This window comes from Peterkaempfera podocarpi (genome assembly GCF_042466665.1).
Classification (GTDB): Bacteria; Actinomycetota; Actinomycetes; order Streptomycetales; family Streptomycetaceae; genus Peterkaempfera; species Peterkaempfera podocarpi.
In genome coordinates, this window is record NZ_CP162102.1 from 8,031,692 (window position 1) to 8,051,584 (window position 19,893).

16 protein-coding genes and 1 pseudogene are annotated in these 19,893 nt (G+C 72.3%); 7 read left to right on the top strand and 10 right to left on the bottom strand.

What is annotated here, in order from left to right:
* Positions 1-12: 12 nt before the first annotated feature.
* Positions 13-168 (bottom strand): annotated as a pseudogene (locus AB0761_RS35000) (response regulator transcription factor); the annotation flags it as partial.
* A gap of 122 nt (positions 169-290) precedes the next feature.
* On the bottom strand, positions 291-1,955 hold the full coding sequence (locus AB0761_RS35005) for an IclR family transcriptional regulator C-terminal domain-containing protein (RefSeq protein ID WP_377273285.1): 1,665 nt from the start codon (positions 1,953-1,955) through the stop codon (positions 291-293).
* 131 nt (positions 1,956-2,086) lie between these two features.
* Here AB0761_RS35005 and AB0761_RS35010 point away from each other — a divergent pair, with 131 nt between their 5' ends.
* The 7 genes from AB0761_RS35010 to AB0761_RS35040 all read left to right on the top strand — a co-directional run bounded on the left by AB0761_RS35010 (position 2,087) and on the right by AB0761_RS35040 (position 9,056).
* Positions 2,087-2,851 (top strand): CoA transferase subunit A, encoded by a 765-nt coding sequence (locus AB0761_RS35010; protein WP_377273286.1) that lies wholly within the window; start codon positions 2,087-2,089, stop codon positions 2,849-2,851.
* Positions 2,851-3,507 carry a CoA transferase subunit B gene (locus tag AB0761_RS35015; RefSeq protein ID WP_377273287.1) on the top strand — a complete coding sequence of 219 codons (657 nt, stop codon included), beginning with the start codon at positions 2,851-2,853 and terminating at the stop codon, positions 3,505-3,507. Before AB0761_RS35010 ends, AB0761_RS35015 begins: the two co-directional genes overlap by 1 nt.
* Complete coding sequence (gene pcaH / locus AB0761_RS35020; RefSeq protein WP_377273288.1) at positions 3,504-4,541, top strand: protocatechuate 3,4-dioxygenase subunit beta; 1,038 nt, start codon at positions 3,504-3,506, stop codon at positions 4,539-4,541. Before AB0761_RS35015 ends, pcaH begins: the two co-directional genes overlap by 4 nt.
* Complete coding sequence (pcaG, locus tag AB0761_RS35025; protein WP_377273289.1) at positions 4,541-5,167, top strand: protocatechuate 3,4-dioxygenase subunit alpha; 627 nt, start codon at positions 4,541-4,543, stop codon at positions 5,165-5,167. The genes pcaH and pcaG overlap by 1 nt, the downstream gene beginning before the upstream one ends.
* Positions 5,154-6,563 carry a 3-carboxy-cis,cis-muconate cycloisomerase gene (pcaB, locus tag AB0761_RS35030; protein WP_377273290.1) on the top strand — a complete coding sequence of 470 codons (1,410 nt, stop codon included), beginning with the start codon at positions 5,154-5,156 and terminating at the stop codon, positions 6,561-6,563. The genes pcaG and pcaB overlap by 14 nt, the downstream gene beginning before the upstream one ends.
* Before the next feature lie 136 nt (positions 6,564-6,699).
* The gene (gene pcaD / locus AB0761_RS35035; RefSeq protein WP_377273291.1) at positions 6,700-7,872 is read left to right on the top strand and encodes a 3-oxoadipate enol-lactonase; all 1,173 of its coding nucleotides are present in this window, start codon (positions 6,700-6,702) and stop codon (positions 7,870-7,872) included.
* 5 nt (positions 7,873-7,877) lie between these two features.
* Entirely contained in the window at positions 7,878-9,056 is a 1,179-nt protein-coding gene (locus AB0761_RS35040) for a 4-hydroxybenzoate 3-monooxygenase (RefSeq protein ID WP_377273292.1), read from the top strand.
* 147 nt (positions 9,057-9,203) lie between these two features.
* Here the strand turns inward: AB0761_RS35040 and AB0761_RS35045 are convergent, their stop codons facing one another.
* From AB0761_RS35045 to AB0761_RS35080, 8 genes are all read right to left on the bottom strand, one after another.
* On the bottom strand, positions 9,204-9,878 hold the full coding sequence (locus AB0761_RS35045; protein ID WP_377273294.1) for a GntR family transcriptional regulator: 675 nt from the start codon (positions 9,876-9,878) through the stop codon (positions 9,204-9,206).
* Between the two features lie 58 nt (positions 9,879-9,936).
* Complete coding sequence (locus AB0761_RS35050; RefSeq protein ID WP_377273295.1) at positions 9,937-10,908, bottom strand: catechol 2,3-dioxygenase; 972 nt, start codon at positions 10,906-10,908, stop codon at positions 9,937-9,939.
* 24 nt (positions 10,909-10,932) lie between these two features.
* Positions 10,933-12,012: a 4-oxalomesaconate tautomerase gene (locus AB0761_RS35055; RefSeq protein WP_377273296.1), complete on the bottom strand. Its 1,080-nt coding sequence runs from the start codon at positions 12,010-12,012 to the stop codon at positions 10,933-10,935.
* Between the two features lie 9 nt (positions 12,013-12,021).
* Positions 12,022-12,729 carry a 4-carboxy-4-hydroxy-2-oxoadipate aldolase/oxaloacetate decarboxylase gene (locus AB0761_RS35060; RefSeq protein WP_377273297.1) on the bottom strand — a complete coding sequence of 236 codons (708 nt, stop codon included), beginning with the start codon at positions 12,727-12,729 and terminating at the stop codon, positions 12,022-12,024.
* Positions 12,726-13,475: a PIG-L deacetylase family protein gene (locus AB0761_RS35065; protein ID WP_377273298.1), complete on the bottom strand. Its 750-nt coding sequence runs from the start codon at positions 13,473-13,475 to the stop codon at positions 12,726-12,728. The genes AB0761_RS35060 and AB0761_RS35065 overlap by 4 nt, the downstream gene beginning before the upstream one ends.
* 389 nt (positions 13,476-13,864) lie before the next feature.
* Entirely contained in the window at positions 13,865-15,472 is a 1,608-nt protein-coding gene (locus AB0761_RS35070; RefSeq protein ID WP_377273299.1) for an MFS transporter, read from the bottom strand.
* A gap of 388 nt (positions 15,473-15,860) precedes the next feature.
* Positions 15,861-17,321 (bottom strand): aldehyde dehydrogenase family protein, encoded by a 1,461-nt coding sequence (locus AB0761_RS35075; RefSeq protein WP_377273300.1) that lies wholly within the window; start codon positions 17,319-17,321, stop codon positions 15,861-15,863.
* 347 nt (positions 17,322-17,668) lie between these two features.
* Positions 17,669-19,393: a SpoIIE family protein phosphatase gene (locus AB0761_RS35080; RefSeq protein ID WP_377273301.1), complete on the bottom strand. Its 1,725-nt coding sequence runs from the start codon at positions 19,391-19,393 to the stop codon at positions 17,669-17,671.
* Positions 19,394-19,893: the final 500 nt, after the last annotated feature.

Consider the following 19,893-nt stretch of genomic DNA (forward strand, 5'->3'; position numbering starts at 1 on the left):
GATTCCCCCCGCTCAGCGAGACGGCTTGACCAGCTCCATCTCATAGGCGGTGATCACCAGCTGAACCCGGTCCCGGGCGCCCAGTTTGGTGAACAGCCGTGAGACGTGCGACTTGGCGGTGGCCACCGTGATGAAGAGATCCTCCGCGATCTCGGTGTTCGACCGGCCGCCGGGAGCGGTCCGCGGCAGCCCGGGACCGCCCGGCCCGCCGCCGCCCCGGACCTCGCGGCCGACCAGCCGGAGTCGGCCCGTGCGGCGTGTGCGGGTGGCGCGGTCCCTGGGGCAGGTCCTCAGGCCGAGGGGATGCGGACGTAGCGCCCCGCCACATGCAGATCGGCCTCGATCCGGGCGGCGGCCTCGCGCAGCGGCGGCAGCAGTTCGGTACGGGACTGCTCCACCGTGCGGCGGCTGGCGTGCATGGAGACATTGACGGCCGCCACCACCCGGCCGTCCCGGTCCCGCACCGGGACCGCCACGGACCGCAGCCCCTCCTCGAGCTCCTCGCTGACCATGGCGTGGCCGTCCTCGGCGGTCCGGTCGAGGAGCTCGGAGAGCTGCCCCCTGTCGGTGACGGTGTGACGGGTGAGCTGCTCCGGTGTGCTCTGTGCGAGGAGCGCGGTGCGCTCCTCGGCGGGCAGTCCGGCGAGCAGCACCCGGCCCATGGAGGTCGCATGGGCGGGGAAGCGGGTGCCGACGGTGATGTTGACGCTCATGATCCGGACGGTGGGGATCCTTGCCACGTACTGGATCTGGTCGCCGGCGAGTACGGCCATGGAGGCGGAGTCATGCACCCGTTCCACCAGCTCTGCCAGGTGCGGCTGGGCGATCTGGGGGAGCGTCAGCCGGGACAGATGGGCGTAGCCGAGCTCCAGGACGTGCGGGGTGAGCCGGAAGAGCCTGCCGCTGGAGGTGACATAGCCCAGGTGCGCAAGGGTGATCAGGGAGCGCCGGGCGGTGGCGCGGGCCAGGCCGGTGGCCTCGGCGACGGCGGTCAGCGGAAGCTCCTCGCGTCCCTCGCCGAAGGCGGTGAGCACCGTCATGCCCCGGGCCAGGGACTCCACGAACTCGGGGCCGAGCTCCTGTTTGGAGGCGCGGGTCCAGGCGGCCGGCGGGGTGGTGCCGGCAGGGGAGGGCGGGGGTGCGGCGGGCGGGGTGAGCGCCTCGGCCATCGCCCCGACGGCCTCCCGCAGCCGGGGGAGTACGGCGTCGCGCAGTGACTCGGCGCTGTGCCTGCTGGTGTGGCTGACCACGCTGACGGCGCAGACCGGGCGGCCTTCGGCGTCCGGCACCGGTACGGCGATGGCGATCAGTCCGGGTTCGATCAGCTGGTCGTCGAGTGACCAGCCGTGTTCGGCGGCGGTGGCCGTACGGCTGCTGAAGGAGGCGGCGCAGCTGCCGTCGCCGCTGCGCAGGGCGGGGAAGCCGCTGTCCCGGGGGTCGGCTGCCCGCCGGGCCCGCCAGCGCTGCCAGGCGTCCTCGTCCCAGCCGGTGGCGAACAGTGCTCCGGGTGCACCGCGTTCGGCGGGGAGCAGGTCGCCGATCCGGAAGGTCAGGGACATCGCGCGCCGCCGGGTCGCCTGGTGGACGAAGCGGACGCCGTCCCGGTCCGGTACGGCGATGGACACCGACTCGTCGAGGGCGTCGGCCAGGGCGTCGGCGAGCGGTCCCAGCCGGTCGGGCAGGCGGCTGGCGGAGAGATAGGCGTTCCCCAGCTCCATGACCCGGGGGGTGAGGACGGCGTCCCGGCCTTCGGGTCGCAGATATCCGGTGCGGGCGAGGGTGCTGACCACCCGGTCGACGGTGGAGCGGGCAAGGCCGGTGGCTCGTACGAGATCGCTTGCCGAGCGCCGTCCGTCGGCTGCCGCCGCGAGCTCGCGCAGGACGGCGAGCCCCCGGATCAGGGGGCCCACGGCCTCCGGCGGCGGAGGCGCCGCGTCGTCGTCGAGAGATGTCATGGGTGCTCCAGCGTGGCGGAATCTCCCGGGAACCGTACCGTCCCGGGGCGTTGACACAGCAGGCGCAGAGGATCAGAATCGCCGGTGATTGTGAACTTAAGTTCACTCCGCGAACAGACGGAGGCGGGCGAATGGACAAGGTGGTCGCCTCGGCCGCACAGGCCGTGGCAGACATCCCGGACGGAGCATCGCTGGCGGTCGGCGGCTTCGGCCTCAGCGGTGTGCCGACCGCGCTGATCGAGGCGGTGTACGGCACCGGCGTCGGCGGGCTGAGCGTGGTCTCCAACAACTGCGGCGCAATGGATTCCGGCCTCGCCGTCCTGCTCGCCGCAGGCCGGATCGCCCGTGTCACCGGCAGCTACATCGGCGGCAACAAGGAGTTCGCCCGCCAGTACCTGAGCGGCGAACTGGAGCTGGAGCTCATCCCGCAGGGCACGCTCGCCGAGCGGCTGCGCGCCGGGGGCTGCGGCATCCCCGCCTTCTACACCCCGGCCGGAGTCGGCACCCAGATCGCCGACGGCGGTCTGCCCTGGCGCTACGACGGCCAGGGCGGCGTCGCACTGGCCTCCCCGCCCAAGGAGACCCGGGAGTTCGACGGCGTGGAGTACGTCCTGGAGCGGGGCATCACCACGGACTTCGCGCTGGTGCGGGCGGCAAAGGGGGACCGGCACGGCAACCTGGTCTTCAACAAGTCGTCCCGCAACTTCAACCCGCTGGCGGCCATGGCCGGGCGGATCACCGTCGCCGAGGTCGAGGAACTGGTCGAACCGGGCGCCATCGACCCGGACCAGGTCCATCTGCCGGGCATCTTCGTCCAGCGCGTGGTGGCGCTCACTCCCGAGCAGGTCGCGGAGAAGAAGATAGAGAAGCGCACGGTCAGGGAGGTGCCGGCCTGATGGCCTGGACACGGGACGAGATGGCCGCCCGCGCGGCCCGCGAACTGCACGACGGCGAGTACGTCAACCTCGGGATCGGGCTGCCCACCCTCATCCCCAACCACCTCCCCGACGGTGTCCAGGTCGTCCTGGAGTCGGAGAACGGCATCCTCGGCACCGGGCCCTTCCCCTACGAGGACGAGGTCGACCCGGATCTGATCAACGCCGGGAAGGAGACCGTCACCGTCCTGCCCGGCGCCTCCTACTTCGACTCGGCGCTCTCCTTCGGGATGATCCGCGGCGGCCACATCGACACCGCCGTCCTGGGCGGCATGGAGGTCTCCGCCGCAGGGGACCTCGCCAACTGGGCCGTCCCTGGCAGGATGGTCACCGGCATCGGCGGCGCCATGGACCTGGTGCACGGGGCCCGCCGGGTCATCGTCACCATGACCCACACCGCCAAGGACGGCAGCCCGAAGATCGTCCAGGAGTGCACCCTGCCGCTCACCGGGCGCCGCTGTGTCGACCGGATCATCACCGACCTCGGCGTGCTGGACGTCACCGACGACGGCCTGGTCCTGGTGGAGACCGCCCCCGGAGTCACCGCCGAGGAGATCCGGCGGCAGACCGCCGCCCCGGTCCGCACCGCCGCAGTCATCGAGGGGAACCCGCGATGACCCGCCGGCTGCGCGACGTCTACATCGTCGACGCCGTCCGCACCCCGGTCGGCAAGTACGGCGGCGCCCTGTCCGCGGTGCGCCCCGACAACCTGGCCGCCGGAGTGCTGCGGTCCCTGCTGGACCGGACGCCCCGGCTGGACCCCGCCCGGATCGACGACGTCTTCTTCGGCAACGCCAACGGCGCCGGCGAGGAGAACCGCAATGTCGCCCGGATGGCGGTGCTGGCCTCGCCCTGGTACTGGAAAGGTAGGAAAACCGGTATGTCCACCCCCCTCACCCAGGGCAGGGTCTCCGCGGAGATCGCCGAGGAGCGCGAGGCCTACGCCAAGGCTGTGGCCGCCGGGGCCCCCGAACGCAGCCACCCCGACCGCGGCTACGCCCCCTACCGCAGCAGCGTGCTGCGCCACCCCAAGCAGCCGCTGGTTCCCCTGCACGATCCCGAGGCCGTCGAGCTGTCCGGCCCGGTCTTCGGCGTCACCGATGTCACCGCCCTCGACCACGACCTCACCCGCCAACACCAGGGCGAGCCGCTCGGCGAACGGATCAGGGTCACCGGCCGGGTCCTGGACCGCGCCGGCCGCCCGGTACGCGGCCAGCTCGTCGAGGTCTGGCAGGCCAACGCCTCCGGCCGCTACGCCCACCAGCGCGACGACCACCCCGCCCCGCTCGACCCCAACTTCACCGGCGTCGGCCGATGCCTGACGGACGACCAGGGCGGCTACGCGTTCGTCACCGTCAAGCCCGGGGCCTACCCCTGGCGCAACCACGTCAACGCCTGGCGCCCCGCCCACATCCACTTCTCCCTCTTCGGCAACGCCTTCACCCAGCGCCTGGTCACCCAGATGTACTTTCCGGGAGACCCGCTCTTCGCCCACGACCCCATCCTGCAGTCCGTCACCGACGACGCCGCCCGGCAGCGGCTCGTCGCAACCTACGACCACGACCTGTCCACCCCCGAATGGTCGCTCGGCTACCGCTGGGACATCGTCCTCGACGGCCCGGCCGCCACCTGGACCGAGGAGGGCCGCTGATGTCCCACCCGTCGACCGCCACCGCCCCGGGCGCGGAGGCCGCCCCCCGCCCCTCCGGCCCGGCGCCCACCCCCTCGCAGACCGTGGGCCCCTTCTACGGCTATGCGCTGCCCTTCGCCAGGGGAGGCGAACTCGCCCCCGCCGGGCACCCCGACGCCATCACCGTCCACGGCCATGTCCACGACGGCGCCGGAGCGCCCGTCCCCGACGCCCTGATCGAGATCTGGCAGCCCGCCCCCGACGGCTCCCGCCGCGGCGCCCCCGGCTCGCTGCGCCGCGACCCCGTCACCGGCGCGGTCATCGGCCGCAGCAGCACCGCCTTCACCGGCTTCGGCCGGATCTCCACCGACGCGGACGGCCACTACGAGCTGACCACACTGCCGCCCGGCGGCGTCCCCTACCTCTCGCTGATCGTCTTCGCCCGCGGACTGCTGCACCACCTGCACACCCGGATCTATCTGCCGGGCGCGGCAGACCCCGCGGCCGACCCGCTGCTGGCCTCGCTGGAACCCCGGCGCCGCGCCACCCTCCTCGCCGAGCCGGACGGGGAGCGGATCCACCGCTTCGACATCCGCCTGCAGGGCGACGGAGAGCACGAGGAGACGGTCTTCCTTGCCTTCGACTGACCCCGCCGAGGACCTGGGCCTGCTCGCCCCCGGGCAGGCCGGGTCCCCGGTCGAAGCCGCCACCGGCGACGCCGCCTACGTCCGCGCCATGCTCGACGCCGAAGCCGCACTCACCCGGGCCCAGGCCGCACTGGGCCTCGCCCCGGCCGAAGCCGCGCAGGCCGTCACGGCGGCCGCCGCCCGCACCGACCGCTACGACGTCCGCGATCTGGCGCTGCGCGCCCGATCCGGCGGCAACCCGGTCATCCCGCTGGTCGCCGACCTCACCGCCGCCGTCGCCGAGCACGACAGCCGGGCCGCAGCCCAGGTGCACCGCGGCGCCACCAGCCAGGACATCCTGGACACCGCCGCCATGCTGGTCGCGGCCCGCGCCCTGGACATCGTCCTCGCCGACCTCGCCCGCACCGCCGACGCCCTGGCCCGGCTCGCCGCCGAGCACCGCGACACCCTCGTCGCCGGACGCACCCTCACCCAGCACGCCGTGCCCACCACCTTCGGCCTCAAGGCCGCAGGGTGGCGCTCACTGGTGCTGGACGCCCAGGACCGCCTGGCCGCCGTCCGTACGGCGCTGCCCGCCCAACTCGGCGGCGCCGCAGGCACCCTCGCCGCCTTCCATGCCTTCGCCGAGGCCGACGGCGCACCTGCCGACGCCCGCCTCGGCCCGGCCCTGCTCGCCGCCTACGCCGCCGAGACCGGACTGGCCGAGCCCGCCCTGCCCTGGCACACCCTGCGCACCCCCGTCGCCGACCTGGGCGGCGCCCTCGCCTTCACCGCGGGGGCGCTCGGCAAGCTCGCCGCCGATGTGCTGCTGCTCTCCCGCACCGAGACCGCAGAGCTGAGCGAGGGCAGTGGGGGAGGCTCCTCCGCCATGCCGCACAAGGCCAATCCGGTACGCGCCACCCTGATCGCCGCCGCTGCCAGGCAGCTGCCCGCCCTCGCCTCGGTGCTCTACGGATCCCTCGCCGCCGAGGACGAACGCCCGGCCGGCGCCTGGCACGCCGAGTGGCAGCCGTTGCGTCTGGCGCTGCGTCTGACCGGCGGCGCCGCCCGGGACGCAGCCGAACTGGCCGAGGGGCTGCGCGTCCACCCGCACCGGATGCGGGACAACCTCGACGCCACCGAGGGGCTGATCGTCAGCGAGCGGCTGGCCGCGGTGCTGGCCGCCCTGATCGGCCGCGACGAGGCCCGGCAGGCGCTCTCCCGGGCCTCCCGCCGGGCCGTCGAGCAGGGCATGGAGCTGGACGAAGCCCTGCTGGAGGAGCCCGCCGTCGCCGGAGCGCTCCCCGAGGACCGGCTGCGCGAACTGACCGATCCCACGCACTACACAGGCTCCGCGGGCGCGCTGGTGGACCGCGCCCTGCGCCGGCCGGGCGCAGCCCTGCCCCAACCGATCTGACGTAGCGTCAGATGGGGTCACCGCGCCGCGCACCCGACCCGAGGACACCCCCGCAGACGCGGTGGCCGCCGGCCTGCGAGCCGCCCGCATCCCACCGCCTGCGGGCCACACCGCACCACGAGCACGAGGAGACCGCATGAGCACATCCGCTCCCGCGCGACGCCTGCCGCACCACCGTGTGGACGGCCGGGACTCCGCCCCACCGCTGATCCTGGGCCCCTCACTCGGCACCTCGCTCGCCGTATGGGACCCGCAGACCCCGGCCCTGGCCCGCACCCACCGGGTGATCCGCTGGGACCTGCCCGGCCACGGCGAATCCCCCGGCGACCTCCTCCCTGCCGGAGGAGGCGTCGCCGACCTCGGGCGCCTGGTCCTCGACCTCGCGGACGCGCTCGGCATCGACCGCTTCGGCTATGCGGGCATCTCACTCGGCGGCGCCGTGGGCCTCTGGCTCGCCGTCCACCACCCCGAGCGGATCGACTCACTGGCGGTCCTCTGCTCCTCCGCCCGCTTCGGCGAGCCCCAGGGCTGGCGGGACCGCGCCGCGCTGGTCCGCGCCGACGGCACCGGCCCGGTCGCGGCCACCGCCGCCGGCCGCTGGTTCACCCCCGCCTCTGCCACCACCCCGGCGGCCCAGGACCTGGTGGAGGACCTGTCCACGACCGCACCCGAGTCCTATGCCGCGCTCTGCGACGCACTGGCCGCCTACGACCTGCGTGCCGAACTGCCGCGCATCACCGCACCGACCCTGGTCGTGGCAGGCCGCGACGACCCCGCGACCCCGGTCGCGCACGCCCGCGAGCTGGCCGACGGCATCCCCGGGGCGGCACTGACCGAAGTGGCGCACGCCGCGCACCTGGCCAATGTCGAACGCCCGGCGCCCGTGCTGGCCGCACTGGCCGGCCACTTCACGGCGCAGACCGCACCGCCCGCCGCCGACGCCTCCCGGCACAGCGCGGGCATGGCCGTACGCCGGGCCGTACTCGGCGACGAGCACGTCGACGCCTCGGTCGCCCGCACCACCCGGCTCACCGCCGACTTCCAGGACTTCATCACCCGCTACGCCTGGGGCGAGATCTGGACCCGGCCCGGACTCAGCCGCAGGACCCGCAGCTGCATCACCCTCACCGCCCTGGTGGCCGGCGGCCACCACCAGGAACTGGCGATGCATGTGCGGGCCGCCCGCCGCAACGGCCTCACCCCCGACGAGATCGGCGAGGTCCTGCTCCAGTCGGCCGTCTACTGCGGTGTGCCCGCAGCCAACGCCGCCTTCGCCATTGCGAACCGCATCCTCGAAGAAGAGAAGTAACCGCCATGGACCACACCACCGTCGGCATCATCGGGGGCGGCCCCGCAGGGCTGCTGCTCGCCCGGCTGCTGCACAACTCCGGCATCGACTGCGTCGTCCTGGAGAGCCGCGACCGCGCCTATGTCGAGCAGCGCCAGCGCGCCGGCATCCTCGAGCAGAGCACGGTCGATGTGCTGCGCGGGTCCGGCGCCGCGGAGCGGCTGGACCGCGAGGGCCTGGTCCACGACGGGATCGAGCTGCGCTGGAACCGCCGCGCGCAGCGCATCGACTTCCCGGCCCTCACCGGCGGCCGCCGGGTGTGGGTGTACGCCCAGACCGAGGTGGTCAAGGATCTGATCGCCCTGCAGACGGCGGGCGGCGCCCCCCTGCTGTTCGAAGCCCGGGTGACGGCGGTCGCCGGAGCGGACACCGACCGGCCGGTCGTCCACTACACCCACCAGGGTCAGGACAAGACCCTGAGCTGTGACTACGTCGTGGGCTGCGACGGATTCCACGGCGTCACCCGCAAGGCGATACCGGACGGTGCCTGCCGCACCTTCGAGCGGGTCTACCCCTACTCCTGGTTCGGCATCCTCGCCGACGTCCCGCCCTCCTGCGACGAGTTGATCTACGCCCACTCGCCGCGCGGCTTCGCCCTGCACAGCATGCGTTCCACCACGGTCAGCCGTCTGTATCTCCAGGTGGCCAACGGCACCGACCCCGCCGACTGGCCGGACGAGCGCATCTGGGACGAGCTGGACGCCCGCTTCGCTCTCGACGGGGGCTGGCGGCTGGAGCGCGGCCCGATCACCTCCAAGGCCGTACTGCCGATGCGCAGTTCCGTCACCGAGCCCATGCGCTGGGGCCGGGTCTTCCTGGCCGGGGACGCCGCGCACATCGTGCCACCGACCGGAGCCAAGGGACTGAACCTGGCGGTCTCCGACGTGGTGGTGCTCGCGCGGGCCTTCGCCCGTCTCCAGGACACGGGCTCGGCCGAGCTGCTCGACGCCTACTCGGACACCTGTCTGCGGCGTGTGTGGCGGGCCGAGCACTTCTCGTACTTCATGACCACGACCCTGCACACCGACCCGGGGCAGAGCGACTTCGAGACCCGTCTGCAGATCTCCCAGCTGGACCGTATCGCCGCCTCCCCGCATGCGGCTGCCGAACTGGCCGGGAACTACGCCGGGCTGACCATCGAGTAGGTGCGGGGCCGGCAGCCCCGTCCCGTACGGCCCGGCCCCCCGGTCCGGTGGACGCCCGCTGCTGCGCAGGCTGCCGCAGTCCGGGCGTCGAGCAGCGGCGAGGGCGGCCGGTTCGGTGGTCAGCGCAGGGTGGTCAGCGCAGGGTGGTCAGCGCAAGGTGGTGCGGGCCTTCTCGACCTGGGGGAGGGCTTCGACCACCGAGCGGAGGTGGGTGCGCATGGCCGCCTCCGCGGCGTCCGGGTCGCCGGCGCAGACGGCGTCGATGACGGCGAGGTGCTGGGGGAGGGAGACGTTCGGGCGGCCGGGGTGCATGGCCAGCCGGAACTGGTGGCGGACGTTCTGGCCGTGCAGCCGCTCCAGCACCGCGCAGGCGGTGCGCTGGCCGCTGATCGCGAGGACCAACGCGTGCAGCCGGCGGTTGAGTTCGGAGTAGCCGAGGACATCGCCGGCCGCCACCGCCTCCTGCATCCGGTCACCGAGGGCGCGCAGTCGGGCATGGTCGTCGTCCGTGGCGTGCTCGGCGGCCTTCGCGGCGCAGAGGCTCTCCAGAGCCATGCGGACCTCGGTGATCTCGACGGCCTCGTCGAGGGAGATGGCCCGGACCCGCGCGCCGCGGTTCTGGATCCGCTCGACGAGGCCTTCCGTGGTCAGCTGCATCAGGGCGTTGCGCACCGCGGCGCGGCTGGCGCCGAACTGCTCGGAGAGCTCGGCCTCCACCAGTCGCTGGTTCGGCGCGAAGTCCCCGGTGGTGATGGCGTCGCGGATGGCGTCGACCACGGTGGTCGAGGGTTCCGCCCCGCCTGCGGCTGCGCTCGCGGCCATGGCTCACACCTTGGAGATCGTAGAGATTGGCGACAATATTGTCATTAACGGTCGCATCCTACTGGACCCCATTGCCGCCGGCCGCCCCGATCGGCGGGGTGCCGTGCGTGTGGAAGGACTCGATCGTCTTCAGGCCCCAGGCCTGGCCTTTCGCGCGCTCGGCCTCGGTCCAGGTGACGAGTCTCCAGTCCGGGGCGAGCACCAGCCGGGTGAGCGGGTTGCACAGCTCGATCCGGTTGCCGCCGGGCTCGTACACGTACAGGAAGAAGGTCTGCTGGATGGCGTGCTTGTGCGGGCCGGTCTCGATGAAGACGCCGTTCTCCAGGAACTGGTCGGCTGCCCGCAGGATGTCCTCGCGGGTGTCGGTGGCGAAGGCGATGTGGTGCAGCCGGCCCCGGCTACCGGTCCAGTCGTTGGTGTAGACGATGTCGTAGGACTTGTTGCTGAAGGTCAGCCACCGTGCCGCGATCACTCCGCTGTCGAGGCGGATCTGTTCGGTCGGCATCGCCCCGAGCGCATCGCGCACGAAGTCCGTGGTCGGTTCCACCTGTGCGGCCAGGAAGTTGACGTGGTCGAGGCGGCGGACGGTGAAGCCGTTGCCCGGGTAGCGCTGCGGCTGGTTCTTCAGCGAGGGGGCGAGCTCCGGGGGCGCCTCGTACCACTCCGACTCCCAGTGCAGCTCCATCTCATGGCCGTCCGGGTCGCGGAAGAGATAGGTGGGGCCCAGGCCGGGGTCGCCGTCTCGCCACCCGTCGCCGAGGCCGGCCTCCTCGATCGCCTTCACCCGCCGTTCCAGCGCCTCCTGGCTGCTCGCGCGCAGGCCGGTGCGCCGGATCCCGGAGGTGTGATGTGCCGTCAGCTTGAGGGAGTGGTGCTGGTAGTCGTCAAAGGTGCGCAGGTAGACGGAGTCGCCCTCGCGGCCGTTCTCGGTCAGGCCCATGATCCGGGTGAAGAAGTCCAGGCTCTCCTCGGGCCGGGGGGTGAGCAGTTCGACATGGGCGAGGTGGGCGATCTCGTGCAGGGGGGCCATGGCGGGGCGTCCTTGTGTCGGGGGTCAGTAGGCGCGGGGGAAGACGGTGCCGTCGAACAGCTTGCGGGCGGTCCGGAGCAGGCCTGCGCGGACGACGTGCGGGGCGGGCCCGGTGGTGTCCAGATCGACGGTCACGTCCAGGCGGCCGGTCGGGTGCTCGATGCCCAGCGGCTCTCCGGGGGCCGGCAGCCGGGCGAGGTCGTGGCCGATCGCGCCGTCCAGCAGCAGGGCGGTGGCGACCGTGACGGCACCCAGGACGCCGATGGAGGCGTGCGGCCGCAGCGGGATGAAGGTGCGGGTGGCGATCGCGCCGCCGTTGCGCGCGGGGGCGACCAGGGTGGTCTTGGGCACCGGGGTCTCGCCTACGTCGCCGAGGCCCATCAGCTCGCCGGCCTGCAGCCGCAGCGACTGGATGCGCTCCAGCAGGACCGTGTTGGCGTTCAGCTCCTCGGGTGTCTCGTAGCCGGTGATGCCGAGGTCGGCGGCGCCGGCGAGGACGACGGGCATGCCGTTGTCGAGGCAGCTGACCTCGATGCCGTCGATGCGGTCGCGCAGCTTGCCGGTGGGCAGCAGGCTGCCGCAGGTGGACCCCTCGGTGCCGGCGAAGTCGAGCAGGACCGGGGCGGCGGTGCCGGGAACGCCGCTGATGGCGGCGGCCCCGGTGTAGTCGACCACGCCGTTCGGGGTGGGGAAGCGGGCGGTGGCCAGGCTCCCGGAGTTGACCATGCGGATCCGAACGGCGGTCTCCGCCGGACCAGCCGCCACAAGCCCCCGCTCGACGGCGAACTGTCCGACGCCGGCCAGCAGGTTGCCGCAGTTCTGCCGGTCGGAGACGGTGGCGTCGTCCACGCCCAGTTGCAGGAAGAGGTAGTCGACATCGGCGTCCTCGACGGCTGACGCGGAGACGACCGCGACCTTGCTGGTCAGCGGGTGCGCGCCACCGACGCCGTCGATCTGCCTCGGGTCCGGGGTGCCCATGATCCGCAGCAGCAGCAGGTCGCGGTCGCGCGGGTCCGCCGGCAGGTCCCCGGCCAGGAAGTAGGCGCCCTTGGAGGTGCCGCCGCGCATCAGCATGCAGCGCACCCCGGACGACGTCCGGCTCATGACCCCGCCTCAGCTTTGCCGGTACTGGTCGTAGGACAGGTACTGGATGCCGAACCCGGCCAGCTTCTCCCGCAGGCCGTAGCGGTCCAGGCCCAGTTCGCCGCGGAGGAAGGCCTCGCGCGAGGCGGCTTCCTTCTCGGTGCGGGCCTGTGCGGCGGCGACGGCCTGCTCGGCGTTCTCCCGGGCGACGACCATGACGCCGTCGTCGTCCGCCAGCACGATGTCGCCCGGCCGGATCAGCTGCCCGCCGACGGTGACGGGGACGTTGACGGATCCGGGAGTGGCCTTGACCGTGCCCTGGGCGGAGACGGCGGCCGACCAGACCGGGAAGCCCATGGCATGGAGTTCCGCCACGTCGCGCACCCCGGCGGCGGTGACCAGGCCGCGTACGCCGCGGCGCTGCAGGGCGGTCGCGAACAGCTCGCCGAACATGCCGTCCGTGGAGGGCGAGGTGGTGGCCACCACAAGCACGTCGCCCGGGCGGCACTGCTCGACCGCGACATGGATCATCAGGTTGTCGCCGGGCCATGAGAGGACGGTGACCGCTGTTCCGGCGATGCGTGAACCGAGATGGACCGGGCGGATGGCGGGGCCGAGGTAGCCGGTGCGGCCCAGCGCCTCATGCACGGTGGACACGCCGAACCCGGCCAGCCGGTCCACCAGTTCGCCCTTCGCGCGAGGCGGGTCGGTGACCACGACATGCTGCGGCCGGGTCATGCCAGTACCCCGGTGGTCTGCGGGTAGAGGCGGACGAAGGCCTCGGCCTGGCAGTCGGCCGGGAGCCCGAGGTTGGGGCCGGCGTTGCGCTTGAGCTGGACCCCGCGCCGCTTGGCCAGGTCGGTGTAGTAGTCCCACATATGCCGCTGCGCGGGCAGGCAGGTCATCGCCTGGGCCTTGCGCTCCCAGACGGGTGTGATGTCCAGCAGGGTGTCCGGCTTGAAGTCGCACTGCTCGGGCTGGTGCGGCTCGAAGAAGAAGACCGGGGGGGCGCCGAGCGGTTCGCCGGGTGCGTCGTAGCCGACGGCCTGGGCCAGGATGCGGGCCTGGAGAGCCATCCGGGCGGCAGCGGGGTGATCGCCGTTGTAGGGGTCGGACAGCGTATGGGTGAGCACCACGGCAGGTTCGACTTCGCGGTAGATGTGTACGAGCCGGTCGACCAACTGCTGCGACTCCACCAGCGGGTAGTCCCCGGCGTCCAGGAACTCGATCTCGGCGCCCAGTTCGGCCGCCGCCTTCTCGGCCTCCTTGCGGCGGATCGCCTTGATCTCCTCCAGGTTCCGGCCCTCGCGCCAGGCACGTGCCGACTCTCCGCGCTCGCCGAAGCTGAGGCAGACCACCTTGGCCCGCTCGCCCGCCGCGGTGGTCAGGGCGATCGCGCCGCCCGCGCGCCAGACGAAGTCGCCCGCGTGGGCGCTGATCACCAGCAGGGGTCCGGCGGGTGCGGCGTGAGTGCTGTCAGTCATTGCAACCTCTCTTGATGCGGCGGGCGCGGGGACACGCGCGGGCATCGGTTCGCCGGACGGCACCGGCGCGACCCTGGCTCTCACTCTCGACCCCGGGCTCAATAATTGTCAACAATATTGGTCTAAGTTTTCGCGACATGATGAGCCCGGCCTGCGCCGATTCCCCGCCGCCGACCGGTCGGTGACCACCGAACACGGCAACCAGTCCTGCCTGGCCCGCCGCTGATGGTGAGTCAGACGGTCATCGAGGCCTCCGTACGGCCGCAGGCTCTGCCGACCGCGGCTGAAAACGCGGCGGCCGGCGGCACCGTACAGCGGGTCATGCGCGCTGCTGGTGCCGCCGACCGTGGCGGAAGGCTCTGGACGGAGGAGGCCGGGGACGTCCGCGGTCAGGCGACGGCTGCGTCCTGGCCGTGCTCGATCATGGCGATCTCCGCCTCCTGCTCGCTCTTCCCGCCCAGGAAGAGTGCAGTGGTGACCGCGCAGAGCAGCGCGGCGATCGAGACGATGAGGAAGCCCAGCGAGTAACCGCTGTCCAGTGCCGGGACCGCATGCGAGGCGGCCTTGCTGATGGCCTCGGCCGGCGGCACCGAGTTGACCACCACCGGGCCGGCTCCCTCGGCTGCCGCCTTGATGGCGGACAGTGAGGAGTCCGCGTCGACCGCGGAGTTGAACAGCGTCCCGGCTTTGCTGAGCGCGATCGCGCCGATCACCGCCGGCCCCATGGCGAATCCGAAGTCGCGCACCATGCTGGTGGTCGCGGCCGCCATGCCGGCCAGCTTGGGCGGCACGGTGTTCACCACGGTCGCCGTCACCGAGGAGACCGCGAAGGCGAAGCCGATACCCACCAGGCCCATCGGCACGATGATCGTGGTCAGCGCGGTGTCGGTGATCGGCATCCGGGAGGCCAGGAACTCGCCGACGCCCATCAGTGCGAAGCCCAGAGTCAGAATCCAGCGCGGCTGCCAGTGGGACATCATGAAGGAGGTCAGTGGGAACAGGAAGATGGCCAGTCCGCTCAGGAGGATGAACGCCACTGCGGTCCGGATCGCGCTCTGGTGCTGGATGACCTCCATCCGGATGCTGATCGCGTAGGCGGTGCCCAGGAAGGAGAACATTCCGACCACCGTGACGGCCGCGGCGAGTGCGAAGGCGCGGTTCTTGAAGAGGTCCATCCGCAGCAGCGGGTTGGCGACCCTGGTCTCGACGACCACGAACGCCACCAGCAGGGCCGCCGCCAGCACGAAACTGACGATGATGGTCGGGCTTCCCCAGCCGGCCGTCGGGCCCTCGATGACCGCGTAGAGCAGGGCGAACAGTCCGAGGCCGACGGTGATCTGACCCGGCATGTCCAGGGAGCGGCCCTCGGGAGAACGTGAGTCCTCGGCGAAGACCTGGCTGAACACGGCGACGATCGCGGCCAGGATCGCGATGATCCAGAAGGCGAGCCGCCAATTGGCGTAGGTGGCGGTCAGACCGCCGAGCATCGGGGCGATGAAGTTGCCGAAGGACAGCAGCGCCGCCCACAGCGCGATCATGCGCGCCCGGCCGGCGTGGGTGCGGCTCCCCGACGCGATGATCGCCAGCGTGGTCGGGAACAGCGCCGCGGAGCCCAGGCCGGCGATGAACTGGCCGATGTACATCTGCACGACGCCGGTGGAGGCGCTGGAGATCACCTCTCCGACCAGCAGCACCAGCGAGCCGCCGACCAGCAGCCGCTTGCGGCCGAACAGGTCGCCCAGTACACCGAAGGTGAGCTCGAGCGCCGCGATCGGCAGCAGAATGCAGTCGGATATCCAGTCGAGCTGTGATGCACCGGTGGGGTGCAGCACCGTCTGGAAGGTGCCGTTGAGGGTCGCCGGCACGGCCAGGCCTATCTGCGCCAGGCACACCGCGAAGCCCACGGCCACGATGGTCGCCAGGTTCAGGGTGGTGTGACGGGATTTCTGCCCCGGTACGGTGCCCGGTTGCCCGGGGGCTGACAGCGGAGTGGACAAGGCAGTCCCCAATTCTTCGCATAACGTCGAAGCCTTCTCGGGCCGGGCCGCGCTTGGCGGGCTGTCCGCTGCCGAGGGACGTCGAGTGCGGCTGCATGTGCGTGGACAGTGGACAGTAGGCCGGGGGAAAGTTGGCGCAAGAGTTGTCACGCAGATTGTTGACGATTTTGCTCATTGGATCTTGACCATTGCTGGGCGATGCATCCGGCGGCCGCGGGAATGCACCCCGGCCGGACGGTCGACGGGGTTGTCGCCCCGGCCGGGGCGGGTCCGGTGCTGCTCGCCCGGGATCGCCTGTCCGCTGGGCGCCGCCGGGCTCCGGTGGTCCGTCGCCCGACGGCCGCGTGTGCGGCGGTGCGGTCCCGGGTGTGCAGCACACCGGGGGCCGTCAGAAGGGGAAGTGGGCCTGTTCGGTGGCGAGGGTCACCCACCGGGTGTTGCTGAACGCCTCGATGCCCCAGCGGCCGCCGAACCTGCCGTAGCCGGAGGCGGCGAAGCCACCGAAGGGGGCCTGCGGCTCGTCCGCGACCGACTGGTCGTTGATGTGGACGATGCCGGTGCGGATCCGCCGGGCGAGCTTCAGTCCGTGGGTGCCGTTCTCGGTGATGATGCCGCAGCTGAGCCCGTGCTCGGTGTCGTTGGCCAGCGCGACGGCCTCGTCGTCGTCCGCAAAGGTGTCGACGGCCACGACCGGGCCGAAGGCCTCGGCCTGGTGCAGGGCCGTGTCCTGCGGCAGATCGGTGAGTACCGTTGCCGGGTGGACCCCGCCCCTGGGCGGGCCGCCGCCGGTGAGCACCCGCGCGCCGGCCGCCACCGCATCCTCGACCAGGCCGGCCAGCCGCTGGGCCGAGCCGGTGCTGATCAGGGGGCCGATGACGGTGGTGGGCAGGCCGGGGTCCCCGCTCGGCAGGGCCGCGACCTTGGCGGTGAACTTGCCGGTGAACTCCTCGGCGAGTGACTCGTGCACCAGGATGCGGTCGGCGCACATGCAGATCTGACCGGAGTTCATGAATGCCGCGAAGGCGGCCGCGTCCACCGCGTAGTCGACGTCCGCGTCGTCCAGGATCAGCAGGGAGTTCTTGCCGCCGAGCTCCAGCACGGCGGGTTTGAGGTGCTGGGCGGCCAGGGTGCCGATGGTTCGTCCCACGCCCGTCGAGCCGGTGAAGTTGACCGCGCGCACCCGCGGGTCGGCGATCAGCGCCTCGGCGACCGCCGCCGCGTCGGACCTGTCATTGGTGATCACATTGAGCACACCGCTCGGCAGTCCGGCGTCCCGCAGCACATCCGCGACGAACAGCCCGCAGGCCAGCGGTGCGTCCTCACTGGCCTTCAGTACCACGGTGTTGCCCGCCGCCAGCGCGGCGGCCACCGAGCGGACCCCGAGGATGATCGGCGCGTTCCACGGCGAGAAGGCGGCGACCACGCCCACCGGTTCACGCACGGCCAGCCCGAGCGCGCCCTGCTCCTGGGCGGCCAGCACCTCGCCGCGCGGGGCGGTGACCGCAGCCGCGGCCTCCCGCAGAATCCCGGCGGCCAGGCCCACGTTGAACAGCGCCCACGGGCGGGTGCCGCCGACCTCGCCGGCCATCAGTTCCACCGCCTGCTCACCGTGCCGCTCCAGCAGATCGGCGGCGGCCAGGAAGATCTTCCGCCGGGCGAAGGGGCTCTGCGCGGCCCAGCCCTCAAAGGCTGCCTCGGCGGCGTCCACGGCGGCCCGGACGTCCTCCGGACCGGCCGCGGCGACGGTGGCGAACGCCTCACCGGTGTAGGGGTTGATGTCCTCCGTCCGCCGACCCGAGGCGGCGGGCACGTCCTTGCCGCCGATGAGAAGCTCGCGATGCAGGGGCATGGGTGGGCTCCTTGCCGTTCCGTTCGGCGGCTGTGTTCACGTAGTGAACTTTTGTCCGGGGATGGTGGTGAGTCTCCTCCGTGCCGAACTGGTCGTCAAGGAGTCACGGGAGGGCGGCGAGGAGCGGCCGCTCCTCCGGTTGCCGGAAGCCGCGTTCGACCAGATCCGCATGGCTGAGGGGGTGTTGGATGTCGAGCAGCCCGCCCCGGAAGGGCGCCATGCCGACGGTCGGGAGGTTCTGCTGCCTTCTCCTGCAATGCAGGGGCCCACGTGCCACGACCGGGATCAAACCCCTGAATCAGGTAGAACCGGACACGCCCCTTCCCGGGACACCACCGTGGAGGGTCCTACGCGCGCTGAGGTGTGAGGCACTGCTCGGTCCAGACCGTCTTCCCGCCGTCCGTGTAGCGGATGCCCCAGTTCTGCGAGAGCTGGGCGCAGATGAACAGGCCCCGGCCGCCCTCGTCGACCGTCCGGGCGTGCCGCAGCCGCGGGGCCGAGTCGCTGGAGTCGTGCACCTCACAGGTGAGGGTGTGGTCATGGATCAGCCGCAGTCGTACCGGCGGTGCGCCGTAGCGCAGGGCGTTGGTGACCAGCTCGCTGACGATCTCCTGCGTGGCGTACGTGGTGTCCTCGTCCGCTCCCCAGACCGCGAGCTGGCGCCGGGCGTACCCACGCGCGGCGGCGGGGGCGGTGGGCTCGTCGTCCAGCAGCCAGGTGGCGACGCGGTCGGCGGGGAAGCTGTGGATGCGGGCCAGCAGAAGAACGGCGTCACCGGCGAGAGCGTCCATGCGCAGCCGGTACAGGACGTCGTCGCACAGGTCCTGCAGACGCCGGTCCGGGTCGGCGAGCGCGTGAAGGAGAGGCTGCGGGTGCTGAGTGCCGTCCTGATGCTGTGCTGCGGCGGGCAGCGAGGCCGTGTACAGAGCGAGGACGCCTCCCTCGGCCAGGGTGACACTGGTGGCCGCGAACGGGGGGCCTTCTTCGGTGCCGAGGGGTGCACCGACGGACAGTTCGAGCTCTCGCGGGGTGGTGTCGGGACCGGCGAGAACGGGTGGTGGATGCCCTGCGGAGGCGATCGTGCATATGTGGGTGAACGGGTCGTACACCGCGCACAGGCAGGTGGCGCTGAGCGGCTCGCTGTGCAGGGGGTCGCCGGGTGGCAGCGCCTTGCGTTCCTGGGCGAGGCCGGCGGTGGTGTCGTCGAGCCGGGCGAGGAGTTCGTCGGGGTCCAGATCGAGTGCGGCGAGCGCCCGCATGGCGGTCCGCAGCTGGCCCATGGTGGTGGCGGTGTGGATGCCGTGGCCTGCGACCTCGCCGATCACCAGGGCGGTGCGGGCGCCTGGCAGGGGATAGACGTTGGACCAGCCACCTGCCCCCCGCTCGTCGGCCACATACAGGCCGGCGGTCTCGACCGCTGTCTGCGCCACCGGAGCGGGAGGGAGCAACTGGCGCTGCAGGGCCGAGGCGATGGTGTGCTCGCGGGTGTAGCGCCGGGCGTTGTCGATGCTCAGGGCGGTGTGCGTGGCGAGTTCAAGGGCGAGGGTGACCTCGTAGTCCTCAAAACAGTCCGATGGCTGGATGCGGTAGAGGCTCAGCAGCCCGAGGACCGTTCCGCGCAGCGTCAGCGGCGCGGCGAGCAGGGCCCGCGCGCCGGATACGAGGGTCGCCCTGGCACGCGCGGGATCGGCGGCCAGCCAGGGTGAGCCGGGGCCAAGGGTTGCCCTACGGGGCTTGAGATCGGCCAGTGCCTGCGCATACGGGGTCGGGAACGGCAGGGCGCGGACATCCCCCACCGGATGCGCCCAGATCTGCTGTTCACCGCCGCTGTGCCTGCAGGCGACCCGGCGCAGCGGTACATCCCGGCCCAGCGGGCTCAGCGGCGGTTCCTCTCCGCGCACCACGGGCTCCACCACCTCGACCACGGCGACCTCGGCGAACCCGGGGACCAACGCGTCCACCAGCTCCCGGCAGTTGGCCACCACATCCAGCGAACGCCCCACCCGCTCCCGCACGGCATCGAGGGCCCTCACCGCGCGGTGCGCCCTCTCCTGAGGTGTCACATCCGCCACGACGACCACCGTCCCTCGCACATCCCGCAGGGGACCGGCAGAGCGGCCGTGCCCATGGGCGGGGGATTGTCTCCCGGGTCCGTACGGACCACGGGCGCCACCGGACCTTCCCGCCGCAGCGCAGGCCGTACGCGCAGGCCGCCGCGGCGAGGTCCGCCCGCACCAGGACGCGGGCCGGTCCGCCCGCCGCTCTCCGGGCCGGCACCGCCGGGCGCCGGGAGAGGGCCGACCAGGCCGGGCGCCCAGTGCCCGACCACCTCGCCGGCCGGGTGCCCCCTCAGCTGCTCCGCCTGATGGCTCCACGGCACCGCTGCGTGCCCGCTGTCCACGATCATCCGCGGCATGTCACCGGCCACGGCAAACCACCTCCACCTCCCAGCCTGTACGAAGGCAGAGGGCTTCGCCGCTGCGGAATCGTTTTCGACGGGTTCCGGGAGCTCTCCGTGCGGGCCGTACCCACAACAGCGACTCCGGGTCACCATGCGGACGCACGGCGTACC